This window comes from Thalassospira sp. ABL2_045, assembly GCF_056161285.1.
Map to the genome: position 1 here is coordinate 301,792 of NZ_JBSWYV010000002.1, position 21,452 is coordinate 323,243.

The following is a 21,452-nucleotide window of genomic DNA, read 5'->3' on the forward strand; positions in this document are numbered from 1 at the left end:
AGTCCCAAAACAGTAAATGATTCCAGACATCAGGATGAAGATGTCACGAATTCGACATGGTCGGGATTACGCAAGACCACCAACAAAGCTTGCAAGCTCTGATGTCTTGGGATTTGAAAAGACTTCTTCCGGGTCGCCGGTTTCGTGGATGCGGCCCTGATGCATGAAGACGAGCTTGTCACAGACTTCACGGGCAAAACGCATTTCATGGGTCACCATGACAAGGGTCATGCCCTCCTCGGCAAGTTTTCGAACAACCGCCAGCACCTCATTGACCAGCTCCGGATCAAGGGCGGAGGTCACCTCGTCACACAGCAGCACCTTTGGTTTCATGGCAAGAGCACGGGCAATTGCAACACGCTGCTGCTGCCCGCCTGAAAGCTGATCGGGATAATGCATCATCTTGTCGGACAGCCCTACCTTGGCCAGCATTTCCTCGGCAATTTCCTTGGCCTCCGCCTTGGATTGCTTTTTCACGACCTGCGGGGAAAGCATCACATTTTCAAGGGCGGTATAGTGGGGAAACAGATTGAACTGCTGAAACACCATTCCGACCTGAAGACGCAAGGCCAGAAGATCGGCATCACGTTCACTGATCTTGTTTCCGCCAACCATAATCATGCCGCTGTCGATCTGCTCAAGACCGTTGATGGTCCGCAAAAGGGTGCTTTTCCCCGATCCGCTTTTTCCGATCAGGGCAATCACCTGCCCTTCATCAATGGTAAGATCGATACCTTTAAGGACTTCCAGTTCGCCAAAGCTTTTGTAAATAGCATGCAGTTCAACGAGCGACATGGCGGAACTTTCCTTCAAGATGGCGGGCAAAAAGCGATAGCGGATAGCAGATCAGGAAATACATCAACGCGACACAGCCATAGACCGTAAAGGGTGCATAGGTTGCGTTGGTGATCATCGTTCCGGCCTTTGTCAGCTCGACAAACCCGATGATGGAGGCAACAGCCGTTCCCTTGACCACCTGAACCGAGAACCCGACCGTCGGCGGAATGGCAATACGCATGGCCTGTGGCAGGACGATATAGCGCATCTGCTGGGTGAAGTTCATGCCAAGGCTTGCCGATGCCTCCCATTGGCCACGCCCGATCGATTCAACACATCCCCGCCAGATTTCAGCCAGAAACGCACTGGTAAACAGTGTCAATCCGAGGGTTGCTGCGACCCAAGGCGACACATCCAATCCGATCAGGGGCAATCCAAAGAACACAATGAACAACTGCATCAAAAGCGGGGTACCCTGAAACAGCTCGACATAGCCGCGCACCAGCCGCACCAACCACGGATTTCCCGCTGTCTGGATCATCAAAAGAACAAGACCAACCAGCCCGCCCAGCACAAAGGCTGTTAGCGAGAGCAAAACCGTCCAGCGCCCGGCCAGCAAAAGATTATAAACAATATCCCACAGGGTAAATTCAGACATGACGCCGCCGTTCGAACAGGTAATTCCCCAGTACCTTCAACCCCATCCGAAGCAGGATCGACATCACCAGATACAAACCGGTAACGACAAAATAGACTTCAAAAGCGCGGAAATTGATGGCCTGGATATAGTTGGCACCAAAAGTCAGCTCCTCAGCCGCAATCTGCGAACACACTGACGAACCGAGCATCACGATAACGATCTGGCTTGAAAGTGCAGGCCAGATTTTTTTGAGTGCAGGCAGGATCACGACATAGCGGAAAATCTGCAGCCTGTTCATGGCAAGACTTTGCGCAGCCTCAATCTGCCCTTGCGGGACCGCTTGGATCCCTGCCCGAATAATTTCGGTCGAGTAGGCGCCAAGATTGACAATCATGGCAAGGAGGGCCGCCTGAAACTCGGTCAGCTTCACCCCAAGAGCGGGCAACCCAAAGAAAATGAAAAACAGCTGAACCAGAAACGGGGTGTTGCGGATCAGTTCGACATAGATGCCAACAATCTGGCTGATCACCGGGGCGCGCGACGCACGCGCCCACGCCCCCATGATCCCGAAACCGACGCCAACGACCGCACCGATCACGGTTAATTCCGTCGTCAGGATTACTCCGTCAAACAGCAGCTTCCAGTGCGGCACAATTGCGCCGAAGTCAAATTCATATGCCATTGATCTGCAACGATCCCGTCAGGTCACAAAAGACGCTTAGAGCTCTTCGGGAAGCGGAATGCCAAGCCACTTTTCGGCAATCGCATTCAAACGTCCATCAGCCATCGAAGCGGCAATGATCTCGTTGACCTTGGCCTTGAACTCCGGCTCTTCCTTGTTCAGACCCACATAGCAAGGCGAATTCTTGATCAGGAATTTTGGCTCCGGCTTGCGCGGCGGGTTGCGCTCGATGATCGCAGCTGCGGTAACGTTACCAGTCGCAATCAGGTCAACCTGACCTGCCAGGAATGCTGAAATCGTACCGTTATTATCTTCGTAGCGTTTGATATCAACATCAGACGGGGCGATTTTCGTCAGTTCCAGATCCTCGATCGCGCCACGGGTAACACCAACCGACATGCCCGCAAGATCAGCAGCCTTTTCCACCGAATAATCGGCCGGGCCGAACACGCCGTTATAGAACGGTGCATAAGGGTCGCTGAAATCAATGACCTTTTCACGATCCGGGTTCTTGCCAAGGCTGGAAATCACCAGATCGACCTTGCCCGTGGTCAGATACGGAATACGGTTGGACGAGGTTACCGGGACAAGCTCAAGCTCGACACCGAGATCGTCGGCAATCAGGGCAGCCATATCAATGTCATAGCCTTTTGGCTGCATGTCGGTCCCGACCGAACCGAATGGCGGGAAATCCTGTGGAACAGCAACTTTCAGCACGCCTGCTTCGGAAATGCTGTCCAGAGCACCGGCACTGGCCGCACCAAGCGGGGCTGCGAGCATTGCAACTGCGGCAATCGCCGTCTTGAAAAAGTGTTTCATAAGCCTCTACCTGTTTTCAGTGTGATTTATGCATGTTTTTTAGACTAGTTAAAACGCTGCACATTTTTTGATCTTTTGTCTATGAGTATTTTTCCATTCGGCCTAATCTATTGTAAGAAAATCAACCAGAACCCCGAAAAACCGCCAATGATGCCAAAGAACAATTTCCTTAACTGGTCTGACCAGATAAAGGAAAAATCATGACACGAAGTGAAAGCACCCCAGAGCGCGCAGCTCGGGATATCCAAACCCTGATCGGAGACAAGGGATTAAAGGCAGGCGACCCGCTACCAGCCCAGCGCAACCTTGCAGCAACACTTGGCATCAGTCGCACCAGCTTGCGTGAAGCATTGGCAACGCTTGAAGCGCTCGGGATCGTTCATGTGCAGGCGGGAAAAGGTGTATACATTGCGGATCGCAAGACCCATACACCGCTGGATCAGGACCGCAACCGACAGGCAGCACAAGTCTATCAGTTCAGGTTGGCGATTGAACCTTATGTCGCCGGGCTTGCCGCGCATATGCGCACACGTGATCATTTGATCGCCCTTCAAAGCAGTATTGATGATATGCGCGTAGCCCTTGAGGCGGATGACCTGATTGCTGCCGCCAGTGCCGATACCGATTTTCACGAAATTCTGCAAAAGGCCTCAGGCAACCCGATGTTTGCCACCGCCATGCATCCTGCAGCACAGACCATCCATGAAAACCAGATGCTGCCTTTTGCCAATGCCAAGGCCATCGCAGCCCCCCTGGCAGAACATGAGCTCGTTCTACGCCACATCAATGATCGCAATCCGTCGGGCGCGCGGGATGCCATGCATCTGCATGTGCTCAGCGCCGCGACCAGAGCAAAGATTTCCTTCCTGCGCCCATAGCGGCTCAACATGCCAAAACAAAACCCCCACCCGGTTTCCCGGATGGGGGCTTCGTTAATGCGGTGCCCTTCACAAGGAAGGACAAGCCGAATTAGCCTGCCGACAGATCGTCAGCCGAAACGCGACCCGAACGGGAGTCGGTGCGCAGTTCGTAGTTGATTTTGTCGCCTTCCTGCGGGTGGCCCATGCCAGCGCGCTCAACAGCGCTGATGTGCAGGAATACGTCATTTCCGCCTTCGTCCGGCTGAATGAAACCAAAACCTTTAGTTGCGTTGAACCATTTAACGGTACCTGATGCCATCTTAAAATCTCCTATCGAGTATTGATTGGCGTTGTGACACACCCCGCGTGGGTGCGCCTATCTGTGTCCGGTCAATCAAATCAGGCGCGATCGCGTCTTTTCTGATTGCCCGGGGAAGTCTTGTGGCCTCCGCCGCCCGGCTGCCCGCCAGACTGGGATCCACGGTGATTGCGGTTACGGTTTGCACCGCCGCTTTTACCTTGCGGTCTGGCATTCCGGGCGCCCTTGCCCCCGTTGCCATTCGCGCGGCGTTCTTCGGTGCTGCCCATAAAGGACAAACCGGAAGAAATTGAATTGTCGCCCTTGGCCCGATCACGACGTTGACCATCGGATGAAACCCTTTTTGCCGGGCGCTTGCGTCCGTCATTCGAACGCGCGCCACCATCGGCGCCATTACCATTGGCGGATTTGGTTTTCATCCCGCCCTTGTAACGGCTTTTGGATTTCTCAAGCGCCGGGTTGCTTGCAGCCTGTTCGCCCGAAGCACTTTCAGCAGCACGGCCACCCTCGCCCTCGCGGCGTGGATTGGGTTTGTTGCCATCAGTGCGATCACGACGCGGCGCGTTGCCACGTGCGTCCTGACGCGGACCACGACCATTACCCCGATTACCGCCTGCGCCACCAGCATTGCCACGGCTACCGTTGCCACGCCCCTGACCACCGCCATTATTGCGGCGGCCCTTGTTGGCTTCGCGGGCGGCCTCGGACTGTGCTTCCTGTTCGGCAGCAGCCTTGGCGTCGCGACGGTCAATCACCGGAATCGACTGACGGGTGGTTTTTTCAATATCACGCAGAAGGCCGCGTTCCTCGTCATCACAGAATGCGATGGCGGTTCCGCTGGCACCACCACGGGCGGTACGACCAATACGGTGCACATAGCTTTCCGGAACGTTCGGCAGTTCGAAGTTCACAACGTGGGTCACGCCATCAACGTCAATGCCGCGCGCAGCAATATCGGTGGCAACCAGCACGCCGATCTGACCATCCTTGAAGGCATTCAGCGCGCGTTCACGCTGGTTCTGGCTTTTATTGCCGTGAATGGCAGCTGCACTGATTTTGTTGGCTTCCAGATGGCGCGCCACACGATCTGCCCCGCGCTTGGTGCGGGTGAAAACGAGCGTGCGTTTGAAAGCCGGATTATCAAGAAGCTCTGCCAGCAACTGACGCTTACGCGTGCGTTCAATCATATAGACCGACTGATCGACCCGTTCCTGCGTGGTGGCAACCGGGGTTACAGAAACCTTCACAGGATCAGAAAGCATATCGCCGGCCAACTGACCAATCTGACCCGGCATGGTGGCCGAGAAGAAAAGGTTCTGACGTTCGCGCGGCAGCATTTTAATGATGCGCTTGATCGGCGGCAGGAAGCCAAGATCAAGCATATGATCGGCTTCATCCAGCACGACAACTTCAACATGTTTGAGCGACAGCTTGCCGCTATCAACATGATCAAGCAAACGACCGGGCGTTGCGACCAGCACTTCGACACCGGGCGTAATCGCCTTGATCTGCGGGCCATGGGCAACACCGCCCACCACAACAGCGGTGCGGACATTCAAAAACCGGCCATAGGCACGGAAACTGTCACCGATCTGGGCGGCCAGTTCGCGCGTCGGCGCAAGAACAAGCACCCGGCAAGCGCCCTTGGGCGTGCGGGTATCGGATTTGGAAAGACGGTCAAGGATCGGCAGCGCAAAAGCCGCCGTTTTGCCGGTGCCGGTCTGTGCGATACCAAGCAGGTCCTTGCCTTCAAGCAGCGAAGGAATGGACTGCGCCTGGATCGGGGTCGGCGCGTCATAGCCTTCTTGTGAAAGCGCGCGCAAGACCGGCTCGGCCAAGCCAAGTTCTGAAAACTGGGTCAAATAAGGATAACTCGTGGATTAGAGGCTGCAGACAGCTGGGACATCGCCCGGGAAAATAAAGTAATCAGGTCTGCGCCTTGCAGTTCTGGAAGCACCCGCGTAGCTGGACACTTCAATGCGTTCTTAGGTCAATCACTCGACAGTAGGGATTTTTAATTCCCTCTACGCTTCTGGAGCGATCAAATATCGAAGCCACCATGCGCAGAGTTTTATCCCCTTGTCAAACGGGATATTTGTTACAGCCCCGCGTTTTACGCACAACGGCACGGCAGAATTGCACTGCAATAACCTCAGAACGCCCGGCTAGAACAATAACTCTACTTACCTAGAGCGGGTTCAGCCTTTGCGAAGCGGTTTTCTCTGTGCCAAGCGATATAATCTTTCGACGGCAAATATCGAAACGGCTGATAGATATCCTTTCCATCGAAACCAGAAAGAACATCTTCGATCCTCTGGTCATGTTTAACCAACGAATGCAGACGTCGATCAACCTCGACCCGGTAGTTTTCATCCAATGTCCAATAGCCGCAATCAAACGCTCGATGATGATTTCTACAGAGAGAAAGGCCGTTGTCCGGTCTGAGGCGATGAATTTCCTGATCACTCGCACTGTGATCAATGATATGTGCAGCCTCCAACATCTTCGTCAACGACAGACCACATACACAGCATCGATTCTTATATCCAGTAAGCACTGCATCCCTGAAAAAACTCTGCCCTAATCGCACAGTCACTTCAGCTTTGGTTGCAGTTTTACGGCCGGAAACATCAAACGGCTCGTCCGCTTCCTCCATACCTTTCCTAAGGTACAAATCATTGGCGCTGTCAAAACCCAAATTCGTAGTGGTGTTAGAGAGTTTGAAGCGTTCGATGGCGCGTGCCATTTCCGCCACCACACTTTCCGGGCTGCGGTGAAAGCGATCAATCAACTGTCGATCAGCCTTGCTGACGTTGGAGAAGCCCTTACGATCAAGCGTAGGGTCTAGGTTTGCGTAGTTCCCCAATTTGAAAGCGATTGCACTTGGCGACCTACCAATCACCTGAGACAGAGCAATAACTTTTTTGTTTCGCTGATCGAACTGACCGAACTCTAGCTCGAAGTACAAGCTCAGGGCCGCATACCGTTGGTCATCTGTCCAGTTTTTGCTCACCAAAAGAACTCTCCGCCGCAACCTCCTTGAAACTTATATCTTTTCAAGGGGTTGCGAAACAGAAAACACTTAGTACGCGCTGCACGGGTTGCCGGCCCCACACGGATTATAAGCTGCGCAAGGGTTACTCGCCGCGCACGGATTTGCCGCCGCACAGGGATTGCTCGGTGCAGGCGCACAAGGCGAGACAGCACAAGGTGACGCCGCACAGGGGTTATAGGCACCACAAGGGCTACCAGCCGCGCAAGGATTGTAGCCCGCGCACGGGTTGGCAGCACAAGGGGCCGCGGCACACGGATTGGCCGAACGGACTCCCGTCGTGCTGAATGCGCCACATGGACTTGTGGCAGGCGTAGCCCCGCAAGGATTAAACGCGGCGCAAGGATTGGCTGAACACGGGCTTGCCGCGCACGGGTTTGCAGCGCAGGGATTGTAGCCTGCCCCACATGGGTTGGCTGCGCACGGGTTATATCCCGCCCCGCATGGGTTCGCGGCACATGGATTCGCCGCACAGGGGTTGTAGCCGGCGCCGCACGGGTTCGCACCGCAGGGATTTGCGGCACACGGGTTTGCACCACACGGACTAGCCGCACAAGGATTGGCACCACACGGATTTCTGCCCGCACCGGGGAGTTTTGCCGGGGCCGGATTGGCAACGGCGGGGATATTTGCGGTGTGGCTGTAATGGTCAAGCGCAACGGCACCGGTTGCTGCAAGGAAGACCGCACCAAACAGAAGTGTGTTTTTCTCGCTCATTTCCGGAAACCATCCATTCCAAAGATCGAACGCAGCGCAATGCCAACCCAACTGCCCCCAAAGGCCAGCGCAAACCACAGCCAGCCATGGACACTGCCCGATGCGATCCCGCTAAAGAACGCCCCGATATTGCAACCAAAGGCCAGACGCGCGCCATACCCCATCAAAAGCCCGCCGATTGCCGCCGCCAGAAGGGATGCGACCGGAACGGAAACCTTTGGCGCGAACTTGCCCGCAAGGGCAGCAGCAAAGGCAGCACCGATCACGATGCCGAAATTCATCACCGAGGTGTTGTCTTGCAGAACGGAATTGCCAAGCGCACGCGCCGGCCCACCCCAGTTCCAGAATTCCCAGGTTTCGACCGGAATACCAATCACCTGCGCGATCTTTGCCCCCCAAAGGCCAAAGCCAAAGGTGATCGACCACGGGTGACCCGCAATCAAAAGCGTCGCGACATTGAGCCCGGCCAGAAGCAACCCGGTCCAGATCAGCGGCCACGGCCCATGGAAGAAACGCGCAAGGCCTTCGCGCGGCGCACTTGAAACCACTTCAAGCCCGCCATGAGCCCGTTTTTCAACAAACACGGTTAGAAGCGCCACCAGCGCCAAACCACCAAAGGTCACAGCAAGGCCACCGCCCATTCCAAATTCACGGCCGAGGCTCATCGGCGGCAAGGACGGCAGTTCCAGCCACATCGGCAAATGGGCCGTACCGATTACGGCACCAATAATAAAGAAGACAAGTGTGAGCAGCATGCGCGCGCTGCCACCACCAACGGTGAACAAGGTGCCAGAACCACACCCGCCGCCAAGCTGCATGCCAAGACCAAACAGAAACGCCCCGATCAGAACCGACATGCCAACTGGTGCCACCGCCCCGACAACAGATCCGCCCAGTGGACTGCCAAGCGAGAGCATCGGGATGAAGGCCGCCGCAGCAACACCAATCATCAAAAGCTGCGCGCGCAAGGCACGGCCACGTTTCTCAACCGAGAACCGGCGCCAGCCGCCCGTAAAACCAAAGGAGGCATGATAAAGCGCAATGCCAAGCAATCCGCCAAGGCCATACAGAACAGCCTGCTTAAGATCGACCGCCTGTGAAATGGCGATGCCGACAAGGACAAACAGGACGGCGGTGACGACGGCCGGTCCCTTGTCAAAGGTGAAACCCGGTGTGCCCGGATTTGCTTTTAGGGTCGTGTCAGACATGGTGAGGCTCAATAACCTGAAATCAGATACTTAAATGAAAACGGAACCGGGTCACCGGTTCCGTCCAAAATGTTCGAAGCTGTCAGGAGCCGATCAGGAACCCGGGGTTTCCGGGATCACCATTTCACGGTTCGGGTCAGCCGCCCATTCGGTCAGGGAACCATCATACATGGCCGTGTTCTTGTTGCCCATCACTTCGGAAAGACCAAACCATGCAACCGATGCCCAGTGACCGGTATTGCAATAGGTGATTTCCTTGGCATCCGTTGCGACACCGGCATCCGTAACAAGGTTTTCAATCACGTCCGCCGCAACAAATGCGCCGTCCTGATCACTATAGAACTGCGACTGCGGGATGTTTTTTGCACCTGGAACGGCGCCAGGGCGTGCGACCACGCCGCTTTTCGCCTTGCCGGTAAACTGTGATACCGGGCGGGCATCAACAAGCTCAATGCCTTCGGCCCGCGCCTTGGCAACGTCATCGGCGGTTGCCAGAAGTTCCGGACGGAAATCGGCGTTAAACGCGACTGCAGTCGGTGCGACCGGATCGTTTGAAACGGCTTTGCCCGCTGCCAGCCAAGCGCGCTGACCACCATCAAGAATGGTGACCGCATCATGACCCAGAACCTTGAAGGTCCAATATACACGAGTGGCAGAACCGAAGTCCGAGCTGTTCTGACCGGCCGGAACAACAACAACCTGTTTGTCATTGTCGATGCCAAGGGCACCGATGCGTTTGGAAATCACATCAACCGGCGGCAGCATGCCAACCACATTGTCGACCTTGGCGCGCCAGCCGAATTTGCCATAAGGCGCGTAAACCGCACCCGGAATGTGGCCGGCTTCATACGGGCTGCCATTCTTGGTCAGCGAACGGATATCAACGACAACCAGCGACGGGCTATCAAGATTTTCCGCGACCCAGTTGGCATCAACCAGCGGCTTTTCGGTAAGACGTTGAGCCTGCGCAGCACTTCCGGCAAAGGCAAAAGCGACCGCAGCAACGGCAGAAAGGATAAGGGAACGCATGGGGCTGTCTCCAATGATCATTTCATTCTGATTTTGTGCAACATACCTAATCCATCATAAATAAATGTCAATAGAATCTATAATACGTATATTTTTTGTATTTATAGATCAAACGCCAAGCCCACCCGCGAAATCAGGCTACTGATTTGGCGCCCTAAGGTCGAAGGTTGTTCAGATAGCGCGCAAATTCGCGGGCAAAGGAATCCTGGGTTTCGAGATTGCGCAAGGCCGGTGGCCGCGTCAGGAAGCCGTGAAGGGTTGCAATGATGAATTCTGCCACCGCAGATGGTTCAACATCCGTGCGCACCATCTTGTTGAACTGGGCCTTGCCAAGATGCGAGGCCAGCCCGCGCCGCCAATAGCGATACACACCATCAATACGCTTGCGCAGGTTTTCATCAAGCTCCCCCGCCCCCGATGCCAGACGGGCAAGCGGGCAACCGCCCGCCAACATGTCCGGGGCATTTTCACCACCCAGTCGATCAACCTGCCCCATTATCACGGGCAGAATGTCATCGGCGCCTTCAAGGTCATCAAGCCAGACATCATCAACATAGCCCGGCAGGCATTCCTCGATCACGGCATTGACCAGCTTGGCCTTGCCCGAAAAGTGATGATAAAGCGCGCCCTTGGTGCAGCCGCTTTGTTCCAGGATATTGCTGATGGATGCGCCTCCAAACCCGGCGCGACGGATTTCACCGAATGCCGCATCAAGAAGCTTCTGTCGGGTAGCGTCCGGATTGCGGACCCGTTTGGGCACGAGTGCCGTTTCAGCTGAACCGTCAATCGAACCATCCAGTTCCATGCTTTCACCGACTTCCAGAACATCATCGTCAAGATTTTCATCAGGACGTGAAATGCGGGAAAGTGCGGCAGAAAAGCTGAAAGGTTGTTTTGACATCGAGCCGTTCTTTATTCTTGATTGAACCAGGAGTTGGACCCCGTAAACATCAGGTTCTACTGTTTTTTTCACGACGTCAATAATACTGCAGTCCAGTCGAAACCTCTGTATAGGGGCGATTATCACGCAGCCCCTTGCAATTCAGATCAAAGCGTACTCTATTGTTCGCCCATGCCCTTTCGGGCCGAGCCCAAAACATCCGTTGGATCGCAGATGCAGCTTGATTCCATCGCCTTCGTTGCGGCCGAAACCAAAATCGCACAGGATGCGATGTATCGGCTGAAACACCGATACGGTCACATCGCGCCCGACAAGGCCGAGGTGATTGTAGCCCTTGGTGGTGACGGGTTCATGCTTGAAACCCTGCACCGATATATGGGCCGCAAGGTGCCGATTTACGGCATGAACCGGGGCACGGTCGGCTTCCTGATGAACGAATTCCGGGAAATGGATCTGACCGACCGCATTGCCGAGGCCCAGACCGTTGAACTCCATCCGCTTCAGATGGAAGCTCATACCGTTTCGGGCGAAAGCCTGTGTGCGCTGGCGATCAACGAAGTATCGCTTCTGCGTGAAACCCGTCAGGCAGCTAAACTTCGCATCAAGGTTGATGGCGTTGAACGTCTGGCCGAGCTGGTTTGCGATGGCGCACTTGTTTGCACGCCGGCCGGCAGCACGGCCTATAACCTGTCGGCCCATGGTCCGATCCTGCCGATGGGAAGCGGGTTGTTAGCGCTAACACCGATCAGCCCGTTTCGCCCGCGTCGCTGGCGCGGCGCGCTTTTGCCGCACGGTGCTGAAGTCGTGTTTCAGATCGAGAACCCCGAAAAGCGCCCGGTTTCAGCCGTTGCCGACTATACCGAGGTGCGCGATGTCGCCAGTGTAAAAATCCGTGAAGATCGCAGCATGAAAATCAAGCTGCTGTTTGATCCGGAACACAATCTTGAAGAACGTATCCTCAAGGAACAATTCGTCGAATGACCACCAGTGCCCTTGCCCCGTCCAAAGATACCGTTGAATGGTGCCGTAAACTCATCCGTCACCAATCCGTCAGCATGACACCCAATCTGGCGCTGATTGACGAGGTGAAGGCATTCCTTGACGCGCTCGGCTATGACACGCTGGTGGTCCACGACCCGTCCGAGACCAAGGCCAACCTGTATGCCACCATCGGCCCGAAGGTGGATGGCGGCGTGATCCTGTCCGGCCATAGCGATGTGGTCCCGACCGAAGGCCAGAACTGGGCATCCGATCCGTACGAAATCGATATCCGCGACGACAAGATGTTTGGCCGCGGCGCCTGCGACATGAAAGGTTTTCTCGCCTGCCTGCTGGCCAAGGCGGAAACCTTCAAGAACGCAGATCTGCGCGTGCCGATCCATTTGGCGTTTACCTATGACGAGGAAGTCGGCTGCCTTGGTGTGCCCAGCCTGGTTGAGGCGATCAACAATCTGCCGCACAAACCGGCCATGTGCATTGTCGGTGAACCGACCGAGATGAAGGTCATCACCCAGCACAAGGGCAAGTTTTCCGCGCGCGCCCATTTCACGGGCCGTTCGGGCCATTCATCCCTGCCGCGCGAAGGTGTAAATGCGGTTGAGTTCGCATCCGAATTCGTCGTCTTCCTGCGCCAGCTTGGCCGCAAATGCCGCGAAGAAGGCCCGCATGATGATGAATTCGTGCCCAACCACACCACCTTCCATACCGGGGTGATCGAGGGTGGCACGCAGCTCAACATCATTCCACAGAACTGCTTTGTCGATTTCGAATTCCGCAATCTGCCCAATGACGACCGCGAAGCATTGAAGGCGCAGATTTACGATTACATCGAAAACACGCTGCAGCCCGAAATGCGCGAAATCTATGAAGATGTCGGGATCGAGATCGAAGTCGTTTCCGACATGCCGGGCCTTGCCACTGGCGATGACGAGGAAGTCACCAAACTCGTCATGGCCCTGACCGGGGCCAACACCACCGGCAAGGTCAGCTTCGGCACAGAAGCCGGCGCGTTCTCGGCCCTTGGCGATATCCCGACGGTCGTCTGTGGCCCGGGCAATATCGAACAGGCCCATAAACCCGACGAGTTCATCGAACTGGATCAGTTAGGGCGCTGCGAAGTGTTCCTCGACAAACTGCTGGGCGTGTTGGTCAAGTAACCGGGCACACCGCCGGATTAGCGAAACTCGGCGGCCATTTGCTGCAACTCACCCCACAGACTTTCGGCAAAGCTTCGCAGGACAATCAGCTCGAAACTGTCATCACCAACCCGGGTGATCATCGCGCCAATATGCCCGACCTGGGTCATGGCCGACTGGCCAATGGCGAACAGATCGGCTGACAGATCAACCATGGTCCCCTTGGCCAAAACCGTGCGCGATGACGGCCCCGACAGCACCATACGCACCCGCCCGTGTGTCTGATCGCAAAGAACAAACTGACCCGAAAGTACCGAGCGGATTTCAACCAGCTTATCATCGGCAACATCAACACTTCCCACCCAGAACCACTGACCGGGCGAAGATTTCCGCATATCCGCACCCAGTTCCGCGGCAAGCTTTGTGATTGCCTGCTTCAATGCCGTTTCATCGCTTTTGGCATCGCCGAGCACATGGAAGACAAAGCCACCCGTCACCGGGGCGAGATTGATTGACGCGCCCGATGCGACTTGGGGCGAAAATACGCTGCGGTTTTCGAGTGGATAATCACGCATGGAGCTTCTCATTTTCCGGGTCGACAAAGGCAGGATTGCACAGGATGCCGGTGACAGTTGTTCCGGCCAATCCATTCCAGATTACAACTTCTTCCCCAACACGGCTCGGGCCGTTTTTCACCAAAGCCAAGCCAATCGCATGCCCCAGTGTCGGCGAATGACACATCGAGGTGACATAACCCTGATCATTGGCAAGGCTGACGTCATCACCGGGATTAAGAATATGCGATCCGGTGGCGAACTTGTCTGATGCTGATTTCGGCTTGATGCCGACAAGCGCCGGACGGCTTGGGTCCACCAACCCTTCGCGCAGGTTCATCACGCGACCGATGAAATCATCCTTCTTGACGGAGACCATCTTGCCCATGCCGAGATCCGCGGGTGTCACCGTGCCGTTGATTTCCGCGTGGGTGACATGGCCCTTTTCAATTCGCATGACGCCAAGGGCCTCAGTGCCATAGGGTGCAATGCCAAATTCCTCACCGGCTGCCATGATGGCATCGGCAACGCTTTCGCCATATCCGGCCGGTACCGCGATTTCGTAAGCCAACTCGCCCGAGAACGAAATCCTGAACAACCGCCCCTTCAGGCGCCCGCCAAACATCGACACATCGCGTGCGGCCAGGAACGGGAATGCCTCGTTCGAGATATCCTCATCAATGATTTTGGCCAGCACATCGCGCGATTTCGGCCCGGCAATGGCCATCTGTGCCCATTGATCGGTAACTGAAGCCATACGGACATCGAGCTCCGGCCACAGTACCTGCGCACAGAATTCAAGATGGGTCAGAACCCCGGCAGCAAGGGCCGTCGTCGTGGTCATGAAGTAATGATTTTCGCCGAGACAACTTGTCGTGCCGTCATCATACACAAAGCCATCCTCGCGCAGCATGATGCCATAGCGCGCCTTGCCCACCGGCAGCTTCAGGAAGGCATTGCAATAAACGCGGTTCAGGAACTCTGCCGCATCGGCGCCAAAAATCTCGATCTTGCCAAGGGTCGATACATCACAGATGCCAACCTTGGTTCTGACCGTGTTTACTTCCCGATCAACACTGTCGCGCCAGAACGTCTCGCCGTTTTTCGGGAACCAGCTGGAGCGATACCAAAGTCCGGTTTCAACAAACTTGGCCCCATTGCGTTCTGCCCAGCCGTGCAGTGGCGATTTGCGAATGGGCTGGAATTCCACGCCCTTTGACGCGCCGACAAGCGCGCCAAACGACACCGGCGTATAGAAGGGGCGGAAGGTCGTGGTGCCGATTTCACCCGGCGACACCCCCTTGATGTCAGCCAGAATGCCAATCGCGTTTACATTCGATGTCTTGCCCTGATCGGTTGCCATGCCATTCGTGGTATAGCGTTTGGCAAGTTCGACATGATCATACCCCTCGCGCATGGCAAGCGTGATGTCAGATGCCGCAACGTCGTTCTGGAAATCGACAAACGCCTTGCCCTTGGTCGATGCGACCGACCAGATCGGCTGGACATGATCGACGGTTTCATCACCTTGCGTCACCCCCGGAAGCGTTGCCGCCTCCCCCATGACGCCAAGCTCTGCCAGCATCTTGACGGCCGCTGCCCCACCGGCTGCAAAGCAATCGACAATGCCGGTTTTCCCGGTAACGGCGCCGCACGGCGTCATACCATCGTTTTCCGGCGGCATGAAACCGACATGCTCATCCGACCAGACAGGCTTGCCCCCACGGTGGCAGGCCAGATGGACAATCGGGCTATAGCCGCCTGATACGCCAAGGGCATCCACCGCAATGACTTCATCTCGGCCATCATCATGGCGCACCGTAATCGATTTGATCGCCTTGCGACCTGCGGTATCACGCACCATCGCCCCGGCAATCATGCGCGCCTTGCCGTCATAACGGATATTCGGGCAGGTACGCGGGTCAATGATCGCAGCGACATCAATCCCGCGCGCCTCAAGATCCATCGCCGTCTGATAGGCCTGATTGTTATTGGCAAAAAGCGCCACGCGCTTGCCCGGTGCCACGCCATAGGCATTGAGGTACGTGCGCATGGCACCCGCCATCATGACACCCGGGCGATCATTGCCACCAAAGACAATGGGTCGTTCTTCTGCGCCGGTCGCGAGCACCACCTGACGCGCGACAATGCGCCACAGGCGTTCCATCGCACGATGGGGACTGATCGCGTCTTCGGGCAGATGCTTTTGCACCCGTTCGACCGCGGCAAACACCTGATCGTCATAGGCGGCAAAAACGGTGGTGCGTTTCTTGATCTCGACATTGGGCAGCGCATGCAATTCGCCGACGATATCGGCCAGCACCGCATCGGCTGGCTTACCGCCAACCGGGCTGCCTTCTGCAAGCAGGCCACCGCCAAGTTGCGCGCCCTCATCGGCAACGATCACCCGCGCCCCGGCGCGCCCGGCGGTCAAGGCTGCTGCCAAACCGGCGGGGCCCGCCCCGATCACCAGAAGATCACAATGCGCCCAGCATTTCTCGTAATAACTGGGATCGGGATCATAGCTTGCCCGGCCCAGCCCCGCAGCCTTGCGGATCAGCGGTTCATAGACTTTTTCCCAGAAGGCCGCCGGCCACATGAATGTCTTGTAATAGAACCCGGCGCCCAAAAGCGGCCCCAGCAACCCATTGGCGGCCCCGATATCAAATTTGACATTCGGCCAGCAGTTCTGTGATCGCGCCTCAAGCCCGTCAAACAGTTCCGCCATGGTCGCACGGGTATTGGGATCGCGCCGCCCATCCCGCCCGATGGTCAAAAGCGCATTGGGTTCCGCCGCCCCGGCGGTCAGGATGCCGCGCGGACGATGATATTTGAAACTGCGCCCGACAAGTTGTCGGCCATTGGCCAAAAGGGCTGAGGCAACCGTATCCCCGCCAAAGCCACTAAGCGCTTCGCTATTAAAGCTAAAGCGGCGCACATCGTTGCGGTCAATCAGCGTACCGCCATCAATCCGGAAACTGGTCATGCCCCGCCCTCCGTTTTAAGGGTACTGGCGTCAACCACCTCGGATGTTTCATGGGTCAGGGTATTACGGCTAAGCACCAGCCAGCGCCGACACCCGCCGGAATGGTGCCAATATTCGCGATGCTCCCCGCGCGGGTTATCGCGCAGGTAAACATGATCGAACCACACGGCTTCATCGGCACCGGCGTCTGGGCGCGGGGTTGCGACTTCGCTGCGAACGGAAAATTCCTCTTTCGGGCGCAGACCGCAATGAGGACATTTGACAAGACTACTCATTTCCAAATTTCCTCAATGCAAGTTGGCCTGGGCGCCAACGCCCTTTTCATCCAGAAGATAACCGCGTGCAAAGCGGTCCATGCGAAACGCGGCTGCGGTTTCATGCGGCGTATCGGTCGCGAGCAAATGGGCATAGCAATATCCCGATGCCGGGGTTGCCTTGAACCCGCCATAGCACCAGCCACCATTGAAATAGAGATTGCCAAGATGCGTGCGATCCATGATCGGCGATCCATCCATGCTCATATCCATGATCCCGCCCCAGCTGCGCAAAATGCGCACCCGCGAAAGTGCCGGGATCATCGCCATGCCGGCCTCGGCGACATGTTCGACACAGGCAAGATTGCCGCGCTGGGCGTAGGAGTTATAACCTTCGATATCCCCACCGAATACAAGGCCACCCTTATCGGATTGCGACACATAAAAATGCCCGGCGCCAAAGGTCACCACGGTATCAATGAACGGCTTCAAGCCCTCGGAAACGAAGGCCTGCAAGGCATGACTTTCGATCGGCAGGCGCATATCGACCATTTTCGCGACATGGCTTGAACTCCCCGCCACCGCCATGGCGAGCTTGTTGCACGTGATCGCACCACGCGTGGTTTGAAGCCCGGTGATCTGATCGCCATCGCGGTCAATGCCGGTGACTTCGCAATTCTGGATGATATCAACGCCGTTCTGATCGGCCCCGCGCGCAAAACCCCACGCCACTGCGTCATGGCGCACCGTGCCGCCGCGCGCCTGCATCAGGCCGCCCATGATCGGGAAGCGGGCATTTTCATAGTCCAGAAACGGCAGCTTTTCGCGCAGCTTTTCGCGCCCCAGAAGTTCCGCATCCACCCCATGCAGGCGCATGGCGTTGCCACGCCTTGTATAGGCATCGCGCTGGGCATCGGAATGAAACAGATTAATCACGCCGCGCTGGGACACCATGGCGTTGAAATTGAAATCCTGCTCAAGGCCTTCCCACAGCTTCATCGAAAGTTCGTAAAACGGGTTGTTGCCTTCCAGCAGGTAGTTGGATCGAATGATCGTCGTGTTCCGCCCGATATTGCCCGAACCGAGATAGCCCTTTTCAAGCACGGCGACATTGCGCACACCAAACACCTTCGAGAGGTAATAGGCGGTTGCCAATCCATGCCCGCCACCGCCGATAATGATCACATCGTAATGGGGTTTCGGGTCCGGATTGCGCCATGCCGGCTTCCAGTTCTTGTTCTTGGAAAACGCATTGCCAAGCAATGACAGGGCTGAATAACGCATCATCGATCTTTCGCTGTTGCCCACATCGGGTACTCAGCAATCTTGACAGAGGCGCGAATTCCAGCTTGTCTTATAAGGACATCCGATAACACAAATGCGACATTCCTGGGTGAATGTCGCGCCAAAGCGGGGCCGTGGCCATCATGACATCAGATATACAATCCAAGGCCACACCTGCCACTTCTGCCCGTTCGGTCGGCAGCAAACCGCTTCCGGCAACCCAGCATATCGGCTTCATGCTGCTGCCCGATTTTGCCTTGATGTCCTATGCCTCTGCGATTGAGCCGCTGCGCGCCGCCAACCTTCTGGCTGGCCAACCGATCTACAAGATCCTGAATTACTCGGCTGCGGGCGGAAATGTTCTGTCCTCATCCGGCACCATGGTGCCGACCTCCCCGCTTTCGCAGGCGCCAACCAACCTGCATACCCTGTTTGTCTGTGCAGGCGGCCATCCATCCCAGTGGCAGGCGCCGGGCATGCTTGGCAATTTGCGCAAGCTGGCCCGTTGGGGTGTACGCATGGGGGGCATTTCAAGCGGGGCTTATGTTCTGGCTGCCGCCGGGCTTTTGGCGCAGCGGCAATTCACCATTCACTGGGAACATGCCCCAACCCTGATCGAAGCCTTTCCGGATCTGGAGCCCGAACGCGCCCGCTTTGTCATTGACGGGGATCGCATCACGTGCGGCGGCGGGGTCGCCCCGCTTGACATGATGCATGCCATGATTGCCGAAACCCTTGGATCGGATTTCGCCACCCGCGTATCGGACTGGTATCTGCACACCCAGGTCGGACAATCGGGCAGCCCGCAGAGGGCATCGCTTGCCGAACGCTATAACCTGCATCATCCGGGATTGCTTCGGGTTCTTGAAAAGATGGAAACCACCATCGAGGATCCCAAAACCCGCGATGAAATGGCACGCTTTGCCCGGCTTTCAACCCGTCAGCTTGATCGCCTGTTTGATCAGCATCTGGGTAAATCGTTTCTGGAAACCTACCGGCAAGTAAGGCTTGAACATGCGCGCAAGCTTCTGACCCAAAGTGCGCTGACCATTTCCGAAATCGCCTTTGCCACCGGCTTTTCCAACAGCAGCCATTTTTCGCGCAGCTACAAATCGGTTTACGGCATCAAGCCAAGCGAGGCACGCGGCAGCTAGCTGCCCTCGATACCTCGGAACCTATCCAACCGAGGGATGCATTCCCGAGACGCGAATTCGACAGAATCGGCACAACTCCGCGAATCTGCGTATTTGATACGCATCGAATTTTGACGTCTAATTTTTACTCAAAATTGGGCACATTTGATTTAGCAAATTTATAAGTTATTGTTTTTATTAATTTTACTGCGTCGCACAATAAAAAACACATTAGAACTTGTTCACTATAGGGAATTGATTTTTAATAAAAGGAATGTCCATCGGGGGGCATTATGTGATGGAGAGACTAAAATGGAACAATCCGTACCAGAGTTGATGGCAAGGCTGGACAGCCTTGAAGCATCGCTCAGCATGGCAACGACCATCAATTCCGAAGTATTCTATTGGTGGTGTACTGCACTGATGCTTGCAATTCACGCGGGCTTCCTTGCTTACGAAATGGGTGCATCGCGTGCAAAGAACGCGCTGGCATCCGGCATGAAAAACCTGATCGCATTCGCATTCCTGGTCCCGACCTTCTATTACGTTGGTTGGTGGATCTATCTTGCGTTTCCGACAGGCTTCACCATTTCCGACGGTTCCGAGGCAGGCCTGCCCTGGAGCGAATATATGGGTCCGAACCTGACCGATAACGCATCGGGCATTTTCTATGCGGCCTTCACGCTGTTTGCGGCAACCACCGCCTCGATCATGTCGGGCTCGGTGATCGAACGTATCCGTATTTCTGGCTTTACGATCCTTGCGATCTTCCTGGGCTCGGTTGTCTGGATCCTTGGTGCATCCTGGGGCTGGCACCCGGATGGCTGGCTCACCACCGAGTGGGGCCTGCATGACGTTGGTGCGGCGGGTGCCGTTCACACCGTGGCCGGTTTCTTCACCCTTGGTGTTCTGATCAACCTCGGCCCGCGTATCGGTCGCTTCAACGCCGACGGTTCGGTCAACAACATCGACGGCCACAACATGCCGATGTCGCTGATTGGCCTGATGCTCATCGTGATGGGCTTCTTCGGCTTCCTTGGCGGCTGCATCATCTATACCGGCGACACCTGGATGACCATCTACAACACCCCGGCAACCCTGTCGGCATTCGCATTCAACACCCTGATGGGCGTTGCAGGCGGCATGATCGGTGCGTATCTGGTCACCCGTGATCCGTTCTGGATGATGTCCGGTGCGCTGATCGGTGTGATTTCCTCTGCGCCGGCACTTGACCTGTACTATCCGGGTCTTGCCTTCCTGATCAGCTTCGGCGGCGGTTGCGTCATGCCGAAACTCAACGACATCCTCGTCGAGAAATTCAAAATCGACGATGCGGTTGGTGCAGTTGCTGTTCACGGCTTTGGCGGTGTCTGGGGTCTTATCATGGCTGGTATCTTCGCTTCGGGTTACCCGAACGTTGCCGGTCCGGAGATCTCGTTCGTTGGCCAGCTTTCGAGTGCTGTTGTCTTCATGATCCTTGGCTTTGCACCGGGTTACGTTCTGTCCCTGGTTTTGAAGGTTGTTGGTCTGCTGCGCGTTTCTGAAAACGCAGAGCTGGCTGGCCTCGACAAGGCTGAAGTTCCGGCAAGCGCATATCCGGAAAGCTCTGTTCCGGCTGCGTTCACCAACGATCCGACTTCGCCGACCCCGGCTGAGTAATCGCGATCTGAATCTTTCGAAACAAGGAAACTGAGAAATGAATACAGCTCCGCTTACAACCTGGGAAGGTGCAGAAGCTTACTTCACCTTCGCTGACAAGCCGGCACTGCTTGTTCTTTTCACACTGGTTGGTATTGCCGTGTGTGTCTGGACCATCACCTCGATGGCCCGCCACGAGAACAAAGCATACAAAGACATGTAATCTTTGGATTGTCGGGATGTGTTGCCGATGCGCCCTGAACCCAAGCGGCATCACATCCTGCCACCATGATGCGAAAGGCCAGCTTCAAAACTGGCCTTTCTGCATTTCTTGCCCGAATTGACACCGGGCGAAACCACCCGGACACGACAAGATCGCCATGATCAGAAACGCGATCACACGTCACCCGTGACGGCACCCAAAGGCAAACGCCACCGCCGCCCGCACCAAGATCATTCACTGC

General features: G+C 56.0%; 20 protein-coding genes. 6 read left to right on the forward strand and 14 right to left on the reverse strand.

From position 1 onward, the window contains the following. Positions 1-66: 66 nt before the first annotated feature. The 4 genes from ACXAIA_RS05580 to ACXAIA_RS05595 are packed head-to-tail and all read right to left on the reverse strand — an operon-like array spanning position 67 to position 2,918. A complete protein-coding gene (locus ACXAIA_RS05580) occupies positions 67-795 on the reverse strand; it encodes an amino acid ABC transporter ATP-binding protein (RefSeq protein WP_475348470.1) in 729 nt (242 codons plus the stop codon). Beyond that, positions 782-1,435 (reverse strand): amino acid ABC transporter permease, encoded by a 654-nt coding sequence (locus ACXAIA_RS05585; RefSeq protein WP_475346647.1) that lies wholly within the window; start codon positions 1,433-1,435, stop codon positions 782-784. Before ACXAIA_RS05585 ends, ACXAIA_RS05580 begins: the two co-directional genes overlap by 14 nt. After that, complete coding sequence (locus ACXAIA_RS05590; RefSeq protein WP_475346648.1) at positions 1,428-2,099, reverse strand: amino acid ABC transporter permease; 672 nt, start codon at positions 2,097-2,099, stop codon at positions 1,428-1,430. Before ACXAIA_RS05590 ends, ACXAIA_RS05585 begins: the two co-directional genes overlap by 8 nt. Positions 2,100-2,135: 36 nt before the next feature. Next, on the reverse strand, positions 2,136-2,918 hold the full coding sequence (locus ACXAIA_RS05595; protein WP_475346649.1) for a transporter substrate-binding domain-containing protein: 783 nt from the start codon (positions 2,916-2,918) through the stop codon (positions 2,136-2,138). A 200-nt stretch (positions 2,919-3,118) separates the two neighbouring features. On the opposite strand from ACXAIA_RS05595, the gene ACXAIA_RS05600 reads away from it, so the two are divergent. Beyond that, the gene (locus ACXAIA_RS05600) at positions 3,119-3,796 is read left to right on the forward strand and encodes a FadR/GntR family transcriptional regulator (RefSeq protein ID WP_475348471.1); all 678 of its coding nucleotides are present in this window, start codon (positions 3,119-3,121) and stop codon (positions 3,794-3,796) included. A 91-nt stretch (positions 3,797-3,887) separates the two neighbouring features. Here ACXAIA_RS05600 and ACXAIA_RS05605 read toward each other — a convergent pair whose 3' ends face one another. The 6 genes from ACXAIA_RS05605 to ACXAIA_RS05630 form a co-directional block, all read right to left on the reverse strand. After that, the gene (locus tag ACXAIA_RS05605) at positions 3,888-4,097 is read right to left on the reverse strand and encodes a cold-shock protein (protein WP_044828301.1); all 210 of its coding nucleotides are present in this window, start codon (positions 4,095-4,097) and stop codon (positions 3,888-3,890) included. A gap of 80 nt (positions 4,098-4,177) precedes the next feature. Further along, positions 4,178-5,959: a DEAD/DEAH box helicase gene (locus tag ACXAIA_RS05610; RefSeq protein ID WP_475348472.1), complete on the reverse strand. Its 1,782-nt coding sequence runs from the start codon at positions 5,957-5,959 to the stop codon at positions 4,178-4,180. A gap of 317 nt (positions 5,960-6,276) precedes the next feature. Further along, the gene (locus tag ACXAIA_RS05615) at positions 6,277-7,110 is read right to left on the reverse strand and encodes an HNH endonuclease (protein ID WP_475348473.1); all 834 of its coding nucleotides are present in this window, start codon (positions 7,108-7,110) and stop codon (positions 6,277-6,279) included. Positions 7,111-7,862: 752 nt separating this feature from the next. Next, on the reverse strand, positions 7,863-9,074 hold the full coding sequence (locus ACXAIA_RS05620; protein WP_475348474.1) for a YeeE/YedE family protein: 1,212 nt from the start codon (positions 9,072-9,074) through the stop codon (positions 7,863-7,865). A 93-nt stretch (positions 9,075-9,167) separates the two neighbouring features. Further along, entirely contained in the window at positions 9,168-10,103 is a 936-nt protein-coding gene (locus ACXAIA_RS05625; protein ID WP_475348475.1) for a sulfurtransferase, read from the reverse strand. Positions 10,104-10,257: 154 nt separating this feature from the next. Beyond that, entirely contained in the window at positions 10,258-11,004 is a 747-nt protein-coding gene (locus ACXAIA_RS05630) for a TetR/AcrR family transcriptional regulator (protein WP_475348476.1), read from the reverse strand. A gap of 213 nt (positions 11,005-11,217) precedes the next feature. On the opposite strand from ACXAIA_RS05630, the gene ACXAIA_RS05635 reads away from it, so the two are divergent. Both ACXAIA_RS05635 and argE read left to right on the forward strand, forming a co-directional pair. Then, a complete protein-coding gene (locus tag ACXAIA_RS05635) occupies positions 11,218-11,985 on the forward strand; it encodes an NAD kinase (protein WP_475346655.1) in 768 nt (255 codons plus the stop codon). Further along, the gene (argE, locus tag ACXAIA_RS05640) at positions 11,982-13,160 is read left to right on the forward strand and encodes an acetylornithine deacetylase (protein ID WP_475348477.1); all 1,179 of its coding nucleotides are present in this window, start codon (positions 11,982-11,984) and stop codon (positions 13,158-13,160) included. Before ACXAIA_RS05635 ends, argE begins: the two co-directional genes overlap by 4 nt. Positions 13,161-13,177: 17 nt before the next feature. On the opposite strand, the gene ACXAIA_RS05645 is transcribed toward argE, so the two are convergent. Genes ACXAIA_RS05645 through ACXAIA_RS05660 form a run of 4 tightly spaced genes read right to left on the reverse strand, consistent with a single transcriptional unit; the run spans position 13,178 to position 18,220 of the window. Next, the gene (locus tag ACXAIA_RS05645; protein ID WP_475348478.1) at positions 13,178-13,714 is read right to left on the reverse strand and encodes a sarcosine oxidase subunit gamma; all 537 of its coding nucleotides are present in this window, start codon (positions 13,712-13,714) and stop codon (positions 13,178-13,180) included. Further along, the gene (locus tag ACXAIA_RS05650; protein WP_475348479.1) at positions 13,707-16,679 is read right to left on the reverse strand and encodes a sarcosine oxidase subunit alpha family protein; all 2,973 of its coding nucleotides are present in this window, start codon (positions 16,677-16,679) and stop codon (positions 13,707-13,709) included. Before ACXAIA_RS05650 ends, ACXAIA_RS05645 begins: the two co-directional genes overlap by 8 nt. After that, positions 16,676-16,954 (reverse strand): sarcosine oxidase subunit delta, encoded by a 279-nt coding sequence (locus ACXAIA_RS05655; protein ID WP_475348480.1) that lies wholly within the window; start codon positions 16,952-16,954, stop codon positions 16,676-16,678. The genes ACXAIA_RS05650 and ACXAIA_RS05655 overlap by 4 nt, the downstream gene beginning before the upstream one ends. 12 nt (positions 16,955-16,966) lie before the next feature. Then, complete coding sequence (locus ACXAIA_RS05660; RefSeq protein WP_475348481.1) at positions 16,967-18,220, reverse strand: sarcosine oxidase subunit beta family protein; 1,254 nt, start codon at positions 18,218-18,220, stop codon at positions 16,967-16,969. A 140-nt stretch (positions 18,221-18,360) separates the two neighbouring features. On the opposite strand from ACXAIA_RS05660, the gene ACXAIA_RS05665 reads away from it, so the two are divergent. From ACXAIA_RS05665 to ACXAIA_RS05675, 3 genes are all read left to right on the forward strand, one after another. Next, entirely contained in the window at positions 18,361-19,371 is a 1,011-nt protein-coding gene (locus ACXAIA_RS05665; RefSeq protein ID WP_475348482.1) for a GlxA family transcriptional regulator, read from the forward strand. A gap of 291 nt (positions 19,372-19,662) precedes the next feature. Further along, positions 19,663-21,009: an ammonium transporter gene (locus tag ACXAIA_RS05670; RefSeq protein ID WP_475348483.1), complete on the forward strand. Its 1,347-nt coding sequence runs from the start codon at positions 19,663-19,665 to the stop codon at positions 21,007-21,009. 37 nt (positions 21,010-21,046) lie between these two features. After that, complete coding sequence (locus tag ACXAIA_RS05675) at positions 21,047-21,211, forward strand: hypothetical protein (RefSeq protein WP_475346663.1); 165 nt, start codon at positions 21,047-21,049, stop codon at positions 21,209-21,211. Positions 21,212-21,452: the final 241 nt, after the last annotated feature.

Bases quoted from the DNA above. Each gene is read 5' to 3' on its own strand.
- ACXAIA_RS05580 (WP_475348470.1), bottom strand. From the start codon at position 795: ATGTCGCTCGTTGAACTGCATGCTATTTACAAAAGCTTTGGCGAACTG.
- ACXAIA_RS05585 (WP_475346647.1), bottom strand. From the start codon at position 1,435: ATGTCTGAATTTACCCTGTGGGATATTGTTTATAATCTTTTGCTGGCC.
- ACXAIA_RS05590 (WP_475346648.1), bottom strand. From the start codon at position 2,099: ATGGCATATGAATTTGACTTCGGCGCAATTGTGCCGCACTGGAAGCTG.
- ACXAIA_RS05595 (WP_475346649.1), bottom strand. From the start codon at position 2,918: ATGAAACACTTTTTCAAGACGGCGATTGCCGCAGTTGCAATGCTCGCA.
- ACXAIA_RS05600 (WP_475348471.1), top strand. From the start codon at position 3,119: ATGACACGAAGTGAAAGCACCCCAGAGCGCGCAGCTCGGGATATCCAA.
- ACXAIA_RS05605 (WP_044828301.1), bottom strand. From the start codon at position 4,097: ATGGCATCAGGTACCGTTAAATGGTTCAACGCAACTAAAGGTTTTGGT.
- ACXAIA_RS05620 (WP_475348474.1), bottom strand. From the start codon at position 9,074: ATGTCTGACACGACCCTAAAAGCAAATCCGGGCACACCGGGTTTCACC.
- ACXAIA_RS05625 (WP_475348475.1), bottom strand. From the start codon at position 10,103: ATGCGTTCCCTTATCCTTTCTGCCGTTGCTGCGGTCGCTTTTGCCTTT.
- ACXAIA_RS05630 (WP_475348476.1), bottom strand. From the start codon at position 11,004: ATGTCAAAACAACCTTTCAGCTTTTCTGCCGCACTTTCCCGCATTTCA.
- ACXAIA_RS05635 (WP_475346655.1), top strand. From the start codon at position 11,218: ATGCAGCTTGATTCCATCGCCTTCGTTGCGGCCGAAACCAAAATCGCA.
- argE (WP_475348477.1), top strand. From the start codon at position 11,982: ATGACCACCAGTGCCCTTGCCCCGTCCAAAGATACCGTTGAATGGTGC.
- ACXAIA_RS05645 (WP_475348478.1), bottom strand. From the start codon at position 13,714: ATGCGTGATTATCCACTCGAAAACCGCAGCGTATTTTCGCCCCAAGTC.
- ACXAIA_RS05650 (WP_475348479.1), bottom strand. From the start codon at position 16,679: ATGACCAGTTTCCGGATTGATGGCGGTACGCTGATTGACCGCAACGAT.
- ACXAIA_RS05655 (WP_475348480.1), bottom strand. From the start codon at position 16,954: ATGAGTAGTCTTGTCAAATGTCCTCATTGCGGTCTGCGCCCGAAAGAG.
- ACXAIA_RS05660 (WP_475348481.1), bottom strand. From the start codon at position 18,220: ATGATGCGTTATTCAGCCCTGTCATTGCTTGGCAATGCGTTTTCCAAG.
- ACXAIA_RS05665 (WP_475348482.1), top strand. From the start codon at position 18,361: ATGACATCAGATATACAATCCAAGGCCACACCTGCCACTTCTGCCCGT.
- ACXAIA_RS05670 (WP_475348483.1), top strand. From the start codon at position 19,663: ATGGAACAATCCGTACCAGAGTTGATGGCAAGGCTGGACAGCCTTGAA.
- ACXAIA_RS05675 (WP_475346663.1), top strand. From the start codon at position 21,047: ATGAATACAGCTCCGCTTACAACCTGGGAAGGTGCAGAAGCTTACTTC.